Source organism: Streptomyces mesophilus, assembly GCF_040300965.1.
GTDB lineage: Bacteria > Actinomycetota > Actinomycetes > Streptomycetales > Streptomycetaceae > Streptomyces > Streptomyces mesophilus_A.
Genome location: NZ_JBEPEW010000228.1, coordinates 1 through 9,203, shown reverse-complemented (window position 1 = coordinate 9,203; position 9,203 = coordinate 1). Strand labels below are relative to the sequence as shown.

7 protein-coding genes are annotated in these 9,203 nt (G+C 70.5%); 3 read left to right on the top strand and 4 right to left on the bottom strand.

The annotated features are described in order from the left end of the window. Nucleotides 1–475: 475 nt before the first annotated feature. Nucleotides 476–997 (bottom strand): MarR family winged helix-turn-helix transcriptional regulator, encoded by a 522-nt coding sequence (locus tag ABT367_RS39170; RefSeq protein ID WP_352258460.1) that lies wholly within the window; start codon nt 995–997, stop codon nt 476–478. A gap of 130 nt (nt 998–1,127) precedes the next feature. On the opposite strand from ABT367_RS39170, the gene ABT367_RS39165 reads away from it, so the two are divergent. Then, entirely contained in the window at nt 1,128–2,429 is a 1,302-nt protein-coding gene (locus ABT367_RS39165) for an MFS transporter (protein WP_352258462.1), read from the top strand. Nucleotides 2,430–2,451: 22 nt separating this feature from the next. Here ABT367_RS39165 and ABT367_RS39160 read toward each other — a convergent pair whose 3' ends face one another. The 3 genes from ABT367_RS39160 to ABT367_RS39150 all read right to left on the bottom strand — a co-directional run bounded on the left by ABT367_RS39160 (nt 2,452) and on the right by ABT367_RS39150 (nt 6,656). Further along, nucleotides 2,452–3,048 (bottom strand): tetratricopeptide repeat protein, encoded by a 597-nt coding sequence (locus ABT367_RS39160; protein ID WP_352258459.1) that lies wholly within the window; start codon nt 3,046–3,048, stop codon nt 2,452–2,454. 320 nt (nt 3,049–3,368) lie between these two features. Continuing rightward, a complete protein-coding gene (locus ABT367_RS39155) occupies nt 3,369–5,000 on the bottom strand; it encodes an ATP-binding SpoIIE family protein phosphatase (protein ID WP_352258457.1) in 1,632 nt (543 codons plus the stop codon). 276 nt (nt 5,001–5,276) lie between these two features. After that, the gene (locus ABT367_RS39150; RefSeq protein WP_352258455.1) at nt 5,277–6,656 is read right to left on the bottom strand and encodes an NAD(P)/FAD-dependent oxidoreductase; all 1,380 of its coding nucleotides are present in this window, start codon (nt 6,654–6,656) and stop codon (nt 5,277–5,279) included. Nucleotides 6,657–7,050: 394 nt separating this feature from the next. On the opposite strand from ABT367_RS39150, the gene ABT367_RS39145 reads away from it, so the two are divergent. Further along, nucleotides 7,051–7,845, top strand: a complete 795-nt coding sequence (locus tag ABT367_RS39145; protein WP_352258454.1) for a TetR/AcrR family transcriptional regulator — start codon at nt 7,051–7,053, stop codon at nt 7,843–7,845. Between the two features lie 265 nt (nt 7,846–8,110). Then, nucleotides 8,111–9,203 (top strand): sigma-70 family RNA polymerase sigma factor (locus ABT367_RS39140; RefSeq protein ID WP_352258452.1); only part of this gene is annotated, 1,093 nt, incomplete at its 3' end.

Sequence of the window (9,203 nt, the reverse complement as noted above, 5' to 3'; positions counted from 1 at the left end):
ACGCTGTTGAGTTCTCAAGGAACGGACGCTTCCTTTGTACTCACCCTCTCGGGCTTTCCTCCGGGCTTCCCTTCGGTGTTTCCGACTCTATCAGACTCTTTCGGGCCCGATTTCCTCGGTGCTTTCCGGTTCGCGCTTTCGCGTTTCCCTTCCGGCGGTGTCGACTCTATCAGATCCTTTCGGGCCTGATTCCCGGTCAACTCGGGTTGTCTTTGCGGCTGTTGGGCCGTTCCGACGTCCAGAACCTTAGCGGATTCTCCGGCCGGCTCATAATCGAGCCGATCGAGTCCCGTGAATTGAATTCGGGCACACGAAGGCGCACAGAATTCGATCCCCAGGGGAATCGTGCGTTGGTTTGGTTTGCCGCTGTGAGCGGCGGGAGTGGCTGCCGCAGAAACCTTCCGGCTCCGTGGCAACCCGAAGAACCTTACGGATCCTTCGAGGTCGTGTCAACCCCCGCGCTAAGGGATCTTGTTCAGCTCTCGACGCGGACCAAGAGGCGGGTCAGCAGCTCGCCCAGGATGCCGCGCTCCTTCGTGGAGAGGTCCTGGAGCAGGTCCTCCTCGAAGGCCGTGGCCAGCTCCATGGCGTCCAGCCACTTCTGCCGGCCCGCGTCGGTGAGCCCGACGATCACGCGTACGCGATTCGCTTCGTCACGGTCACGGGTAACCAGTTCCTCCGCGACCATGCGGTCGATGCGGTGGGTCATGGCGGCAGGGGTGAGGCCGAGCTGCTTGGCCAGGTCGCCGGGGCCCATGCGATAGGGCTGGCCGGCCAGGACCAGGGCCTTGAGGACCTCCCACTCGGCGTTGCTGATGCCGAGGGTCGCGGTCTGCCTGCCGTACGCCACGTTCATCCGCCGGTTGAGGCGGCCGAGGGCCGAGACGATCTGCTCGACCTGGGGGTCCAGGTCGGCGAACTCGCGCTGGTAGGCCGCGATCTGTTCGTCGAGCGTCGGCTCGTTCGCCGGTCCGGTGGTGCCGTCGCTGTCAGGCATGCCTCGGAGTATGGCACGGCTTCACTTTGCACTTAAGGCCTTCGATGTTTACTCTTTAGCTCCTAAGTTTAGCTTTGAAGTCTTCAGCTCGAAGACCTCCCTCGAAGGCAGGTGAGAAGTGACCCAGGCGATGGGTGCCGCGATGCGGCGGATCCACGTGGGCAACGCGCTGAGCGCGTTCGGCCTCGGCTTCACCGTCCCGTTCCTCTACGTCTACGTGGCGCAGGTGCGGGAACTCGGTGCGACCACGGCGGGTCTCGTGCTCGCCGTCTTCGCGGTCGCCGCGTTGGTGGTGCTGCCCTTCACCGGGCGTGCGGTCGACCGGCGCGGTCCGCTGCCGGTGCTCATGGCCGCTCTGGTCACCGCCGCGATCGGCGCGATGAGCCTGGGGCTCGCGAACACCCCGCAGCTGGTGATCGTCTCGGCCGCGCTGCTCGGTGCGGGTCAGGCCGTGATGCAGCCGGCGCTCGCCACGATGATCGTGGAGTGCTCGACCGCCGAGACCCGTACGCGGGCCTTCGCGACGCAGTTCTTCCTGCAGAATCTCGGGCTCGGTGTCGGCGGTCTGATCGGCGGCCAGATCGTTAAGCACGAGCGGCCGAGCGACTTCACGCTGCTCTTCGCCATCGAGGCCTCGATGTTCCTGCTGCTCGTGGTCGTCATGGCGACCGTGAAGCTGCCGCGCCAGGCGCGGATCGCCGATGCGCTGCCGCAGGCCAAGGGCGGGATGCGGCAGCTGTTCAAGCACCGCGCGATGGTGCAGCTGTGCGCGCTGGGCTTCGTGATGTTCTTCGCCTGCTACGGGCAGTTCGAGTCCGGGCTCTCCGCGTACGGAGTGGAGGCGGCCGGGATATCGCCGTCGACGCTCGGCTTCGCGCTGGCCGCCAACACCGGGGCGATCGTCGTCGCCCAGTTCCTGGTCCTGAAGTTCGTCGAGCGGCGGAAGCGGTCCAAGGTCATCGCGTCCGTCGGTCTGATCTGGGTCGTGGCGTGGATCTTCGCCGGGTACGCGGGGCTCGGGCACGGCAGCCAGGCGATGGCGACCGCCGCGTTCATCTCCACGTACGCGCTCTTCGGTCTCGGTGAGGCGATGCTGTCGCCGACCGTGGCACCGCTGGTCGCGGATCTGGCGCCGGACGGCCGGGTCGGGCAGTACAACTCGGCCTTCGCGCTGGTCAAGCAGCTGGCCCTGGCGGTCGGTCCGGCGATCGGCGGGCCGATGGGTGCGCAGCTGCACGCCCCGTACATCCTGACGTTCATCGTCTTCTCGCTCGGCATCACGCTGCTCGCCGTGAAGCTCGGCAAGCAGCTGACGCCGGCGCAGAACAATCCGTGGGCGGTGCGGCAGGCGGCTCAGGCGAAGGCGCGGGCCGAGGCGGAGGCAGGGGTCGAGATCGGAGTCCTGCGGGGTTCGGAGGCCGTGGCGGTCTGAGCGCCCGGTCCGCTGTGCCGTTCTACGAGACGGACTGGCCCGCCTCTGCGGCGGCCAGTCCGTCTTCTGCTTTACGGGCCAGGGCGGGGGCGGTCGGTTCCTTGCTGGCCGCCGCGAGCGCGAGGAGTTCCCGGCATTCGGCCGCGGCTTCGTCGTGGCGTTCCAGGCGGTTGAGAGTGGGGGCGCGGTCCGCGCGGAGCTTCAGGGTGAGCGGGTGTTCGGGGCCGTGGATGCGCACGTAGAAGGGGAGCAGTTCGTCCTGGCGGCGCAGGGCCTCGGTGGGGTCGCCCTGTTCGCGTACGGCCAGGGCGCACAGGGCGAGGGCCGCGAGCGCCAACTGGTCGTCGGGGCGCTGGGCGCGGTGGGCCGCGAGGTCGTGGGCCTCGGTCTCCGCCTCCTCGTACCGGCCCTGTGCGTACAGGACCGTGGCGAGGACGACCCGGGCCGTCGCCGAGAGTTCGTGCGCGGGGCCGAGTGCCTTGTCGGATACGTCGAGGACCTGGCGTACCAGCGTCTCGGCCTCCTGCGGGCGGTCCTCGTGGAGCAAGGACTGGGCCTGGCGGATGCCGCGTTGGACGCCGGCGGTTTCGGGGGAGCTGAGGCGGTCGAGGAAACCCATGCCGGGAGGCTATGCCTGTGGGGGGCTTGGGCGGCACCCCTTTGGGTGGGGGCGGGTGCTTCGGGGGGGTGCGGGTGTGGGTGCGGTCTCGTTGCCGGGTGCGGTCTCGTTGCCGGGTGCGGTCTCGTTGCCGCGTGCGGGTGGGTGGGCGCCTGCGGCGGGCGGATTTCCCCTACCCGCCCCTTCCCGAAACCGGGGCTTCGCCCCCGGGCCCCCATCACGTGAGCACCCCTCGGGTGGGTGACACCGCGGGGGCTTCGCCCCTTGCACCCCCGCATCCGCACTTCGTGCGGATCTCCTCAAGCGCCGGAGGGGCTGAGTTAGCCGGAAGGGCTGGGAGCCGAGCTGGTCTTCAAGGTGAACTCGCACCAGACCGCCTTGCCGCCGCCCGGGGTGCGGCGGGAGCCCCAGGAGGAGGCGACGGTGGCGACGATGGCGATGCCGCGGCCCGCCTCGTCGACCGGCTCCGCGCGGCGGCGCAGGGGCAGGTGGTCGTCGCCGTCGGTGACCTCGATGATCAGGCGGCGGTCGGTGCGGCGCAGGCGCAGGCGCATCGGCGGGGTGCCGTGCTGGAGCGAGTTGGCGACGAGTTCGCTGGCGGCCAGGACGCCCAGTTCGCAGAGCTCGGCCGGGAAGCGCCAGCTGGCCAGGACGCCGGTGGCGAAGGCACGGGCGCGGGGTGCGGCCTCGACGCCGCCGAGGAGGTCGAGCGAGGCACCGCGGAAGAGCTCGGCGTCGGAGCCGGTGTGCTCGGGGTTCTGCAGCACGAGCAGGGCCACGTCGTCGTCGTGGTCGGCGGTGACGTTGAGGGCGCGAAGCAGGCGGTCGCAGATGACCTGGGGGGTGCCGGTGGCGCCGGCCAGGGCGCGCTCGAGCTGGTCGACCCCGTGGTCGATGTCCTCGCTGCGGCGTTCGACCAGGCCGTCGGTGTACAGGACGGCGGTGGAGCCGGGCGGGAAGTCCATCGTGCCGGAGGCGTGCAGCCAGCCGCCGGTGCCGAGCGGGGGTCCCGTGGGTTCCTCCGCCCGGTGCAGGGCGCCGAGTTCGTCGCGTACGAGGATCGGCAGATGCCCGGCCGAGGCGTACGTGAGCCGGGCCTCGTGGGGGTCGTGGATCGCGTAGACCATCGTGGCGATCTGGCTGGCATCGATGTCCGAGGCCAGGCCGTCGAGGAGCTGGAGCACCTCGTGCGGGGGCAGATCGAGCTTGGCGTAGGCGCGGACGGCCGTGCGGAGCTGGCCCATCACGGCGGCCGCGCGAACGCCGCGGCCCATCACGTCGCCGATGACGAGCGCGGTGCGGCCGCCGCCGAGGGTGATCACGTCGTACCAGTCGCCGCCGACCGCCGCGTCCGCGCCGCCGGGCTGGTAGGTGGCGGCGATGCGCAGGTCGTCGGGTTGTTCCAGCTTCTGCGGGAGCAGGGAGCGTTGGAGCGTGACGGCGGCCTCGCGGTGGCGGCGTTCGCTCGCGCGCAGCCGTTCGGCGGCGTCCGCGTGGTCGGTGACATCGGCGGCGAACACGAGCACGCCGCCGCCCTCGGAGGTGGTGAGGGGGGTGCAGGTGAAGGTGTACGAGCGCCCTGACGGGACCTTGCGGGACTTCACCGTGCGCGGCTTGCCGCTGCGCAGGACCTGGTCGAGGAGCGGCAGCAGACCCAGCTCGCGCAGTTCGGGCAGCGCGTCCTCGGCGGCGGCGCCGGTCTCGCGGGGACCGAAGGCGGCGGCGTAGGACTCGTTGACGTAGGCGATGCGGTGCTCGGGGCCGTGCACCAGGACCACGAGGCCGGTGATGCGGTCGAGGATCTCGCGCACCGGCAGATCCTCCACGTCGGGGGTCGGCGCATCGGAGCCGTGCTCGGCTCGGGCGGCGGGCACGGAACCCCGGTCGTCGGACCGCGCGGCGGCGCGGCGCTGCGTACCGGGGAGCCTGGCGCTCCAGCGCGTGAAGTTCACGGAGGGAAGCCTCATGGAGGTCGTCGGGGCGTGGTGCCCTTGGTCGTGGCGGCAGGCCCTGGGGGCCAGGGCGCGCCGCTCGGTCTGGTGTGGTCGGTCCGGGCTACCGGACCGGTGGGGTCGGTCCGGGTCACCGGTCCGGTGGGGCCGGTCCCGGCGGATGCCGGCTGTCGGTCGTCCGGACGCTCGGTCAGTCTGGCCGACCGGACTGACATCCGGCCGTCCGCACCGACACCCGTCAGACGCCGGCCTGGGGGACGGAGTTCCTCGATCCGGTCAGGACGACTCCTTCGGGGGCTTGCCTCCGGCCGCGAGTTCGAATTCCGCGCGCGGATGCTCAAGGGAGCCGAGCGAGACGATCTCGCGTTTGAACAGGCCCGACAGGGTCCACTCCGCCAGGACCCGGGCCTTGCGGTTGAAGGTCGGGACCCTGCTGAGGTGGTAGACGCGGTGCATGAACCACGCAGGGTAGCCCTTCAGCTTGCGTCCGTAGACGTGCGCGACACCCTTGTGCAGCCCGAGCGAGGCCACCGAACCCGCGTATTTGTGCGCGTACTTCGTGAGCGGCTGCCCCTTGAGCGAGGCCACGATGTTGTCGCCGAGCACCTTGGCCTGGCGCACCGCGTGCTGTGCGTTGGGGGCGCACTCCTTGCCGTCCTGTGAGGTCACATCCGGTACGGCGGCCGCGTCGCCCGCGGCCCAGGCGTGCGGAGCGCCCTCCACCGTGAGTTCGGCGGTGCACTTCAGGCGGCCGCGCTCGTTCAGCGGCAGATCCGACGCGGCGAGGATGGGATGCGGCTTGACGCCCGCGGTCCATACGAGGGTGCGCGTCGGGAAACGCGAGCCGTCGTCGAGCACCGCGACCCGGTCCTCGCAGGAGTCGAGGCGGGTCTCGAGCCGTACGTCGATATTGCGCCGGCGCAGCTCGCTGACCGTGTACTTGCCCATCTCCGGGCCCACCTCCGGAAGGATCCGGTCGGAGGCCTCGACGAGGATCCACTTCATGTCCTCGGCGCCGACGTTGTGGTAGTACCGGGCCGCGTACCGCGCCATGTCCTCCAGCTCGCCGAGCGCCTCGACACCCGCATAGCCGCCGCCGACGAACACGAAGGTCAGGGCGGCGGCGCGGACGGCGGGGTCGCGGGTCGATGAGGCGATGTCCATCTGCTCGATGACGTGGTTACGAAGACCGATGGCCTCTTCGACGGTTTTGAAACCGATGCCGTAGTCCGCGAGACCCGGAACGGGCAGCGTGCGCGAGATCGATCCGGGGGCGAGCACCAGCTCGTCGTAGGAGATCTCGATCGGGCCCGTGCCCTCCTCCTCGGTGGCGAGGGTGGTGAGGGTGGCCGTCCGCTTGGCGTGGTCGATGGACTTGGCCTCGCCGATGACGATCCGGCAGTGCTTGAGGACGCGGCGCAGCGGGACGACGACATGGCGCGGCGAGATGGAGCCCGCGGCCGCCTCCGGCAGGAAGGGTTGATACGTCATGTACGGCTCGGGCGTGACCACCACGATCTCCGTCGTGCCCGCCTTCAGTTCGGCCGCGAGCTTCTTCTGCAGACGCAGCGCGGTATAGAGGCCGACATAGCCGCCGCCGATGACGAGGATGCGCGCTTGGGGGGCGGGGGTGGTCCCGCGGGAATCAGCCGTCACCTTCCCATGAGGCACCCGCGTCACGGGTTTGTCCACAGGCCCGGCAAAAGGTGTGACCGTCCGGCGCGGCCCCTGCGGGCGGCCCGCGTTGGAAAAATGCGCAGGTCAACGAGGAGCCGAAGCGACCGGCTCACAGGGCGAAACGGGGACGGACCGGTGCGTACTCCGATCGGGGGGCGCTCCGTGCGGAACTGGCCCCTTCTGAATTGACCCCGGCTCAACTATGTTCGTGTGTCGTCGGGGTGTGGGGGGTGTACGACTTCAGGCGCGATGCGCATGGTTCGCGAGCAGGGGGCGAGCGGCGCGGCGAGCAGGTTCGCGGACAGTCCGCGCACACCGATCGACAAGGCGGGGAGAGTCTCCGGGGGGAGACGTCATTACCGGGGGAACGCTTATGCACATGCGTGATTCACGTTGGGGCGCGGCTTCTGCTTCTGCTGCCCCATCTTCTGCGACGACCGCTGTGGTGGGCGACGGGGCGATACGCCGCGGCGCCGACGGCGGCCGTACGACACCGCTCAGGGTCGACGCCCAGCGCAATCTCGAGCACGTTCTGCGTGCCGCGCGCGAGGTGTTCGGCGAGCTGGGCTACGGCGCGCCGATGGAGGACGTGGCGCGGCGGGCACGGGTCGGAGTGGGCACCGTCTACCGGCGGTTCCCGAGCAAGGACGTGCTCGTACGACGGATCGCCGAGGAGGAGACGGCCAGGCTGACCGACCAGGCCCGCACCGCTCTCGGCCAGGAGGACGAACCGTGGTCGGCGCTTTCGCGCTTCCTGCGTACGTCGGTCGCCTCGGGCGCCGGGCGGCTGCTGCCGCCGCAGGTGCTGCGGGTCGGGGTGGCGGACGAGGTGGACGGCACGGGCTCGGCCGACGAGTTCGCCGATGCCCGGGTGCCGCAGCAGCGGCAGTCGGCCGCGGGGCCCGATCTGCGCCTCGTGGAACAGCGCGGCACACCCGCCGACGAGGCGGACGACTCCGGGGCGGCGGCGCTGCTCGAGGTGGTCGGCCAGCTGGTGGAGCGGGCGCGGGCGGCGGGTGAGCTGCGCGGGGATGTGACCGTCTCGGACGTGCTGCTCGTCATCGCCACGGCGGCTCCTTCGCTGCCGGACGCGGCGCAGCAGGCGGCGGCTTCGGCGCGGCTGCTCGACATCCTACTCGAAGGGCTGCGGTCACGGCCCGGGCGGTAGGCGACCTTACGTTCGGGTTTGAGTCAACTTGCCTGCACCAATGGCCGGTTAAGGCTTCCCCGAACGAGTGAATCCAAGTGATACGCCGCCGTAAGTCACCCCGGATGAGTGGTTGCTGTGCATCCGGGGTCGGTGGAGATCCCTGGTGTGACAGTCTTTCCCGGTGTCAGGAGCCGCCCGTAAATCCCCGTCGTCCGCACGAAGTGCGGGCGGGGATTTACGGGCGGCTCCTCAGGGACGAGTGCGCATGCGGGGGCTTCACGCGATGAGCGTTGATGGGCAGGAAGAGCCGTTCGGCGGGGGCGGTCTGCCCGCGGATGGCGGGCTTCCTTCTCGGCAGGTGCCGAGCCAGGGCGGGCCTTCCCAGGTTCCGTCCGGGGCTCCGGCCGCCGAAGCGGCCGAGCCCGGGGTGCCGCAGCAGCGCGAGCCGGTGGGTTCGCTCGCCGACGATCTGCTCGCGGGTGGTGAACCACCGGTCGCCGACGCCGAGTTGATCGCGCGGATGCGGACCGGCGACGACTCCGCGTACGAGGAGCTCTACCGCCGGCACGCCGATGCGGTGCGCCGCTACTCCCGCACCTGCTGCCGTGACGCCCACACCGCGGACGACCTCACCTCCGAGGTCTTCGCGCGCATGCTGCAGGCGGTGCGCGGCGGTTCGGGGCCCGAGCACGCCGTACGGGCTTATCTGCTCACGACCGTACGACGGGTCGCGGCGCACTGGACGAAGTCGGCGAAACGGGAGCAACTGGTCGAGGACTTCGCGGTCTTCGCGGCCCAGTCCGCACGCTCCTCCGAGGTGTCCGACGACGACACACTCGATCTCGGTGCCGATGTGCTCGCCATGCACGAGGCCGAGCGCTCCATGGTGATGCAGGCCTTCCGCAGCCTCTCCGAGGAGTGGCAGGCGGTCCTGTGGCACACCGAGGTCGAGGACGATCCGCTGAGCGCGGTCGCCCCGCTGTTCGGGCACACCTCGACCAACACCACGGCGCAGCTGGCCAGTCGGGCCCGTGAAGGGCTCAAGCAGGCGTATCTGCAGGCGCATGTGAGCGTGACGCTGGCCGATGACGACGAGTGTGCGCGCTATGCCGACCGGCTCGGCGCGTACGCCCGCGGACGGCTGCGCACGCGGGCCGAGCGGGGTCTGCGCAAGCACATGGAGGAGTGCGCCAAGTGCCGGCTGGCCGCGGGCCAGATCAAGGAACTGGCGAGCGGGATCCCGGCGCTCGTGCCGGTCGCGGTCATCGGCTGGTTCGGTGCCGCCGGCTATACGGCGAAGGTGGCCGGGCTCATCGGGGCCGGTACGGCGGGGGCCGCGGGTGCGGGTGCCGCGGCGGCCGCTTCGGGCGGCTCCG

Excerpts from the sequence above, each read along its gene's own strand:
- ABT367_RS39170 (WP_352258460.1), bottom strand. The coding sequence starts at position 997 with ATGCCTGACAGCGACGGCACCACCGGACCGGCGAACGAGCCGACGCTC.
- ABT367_RS39165 (WP_352258462.1), top strand. The coding sequence starts at position 1,128 with ATGGGTGCCGCGATGCGGCGGATCCACGTGGGCAACGCGCTGAGCGCG.
- ABT367_RS39160 (WP_352258459.1), bottom strand. The coding sequence starts at position 3,048 with ATGGGTTTCCTCGACCGCCTCAGCTCCCCCGAAACCGCCGGCGTCCAA.
- ABT367_RS39145 (WP_352258454.1), top strand. The coding sequence starts at position 7,051 with ATGCACATGCGTGATTCACGTTGGGGCGCGGCTTCTGCTTCTGCTGCC.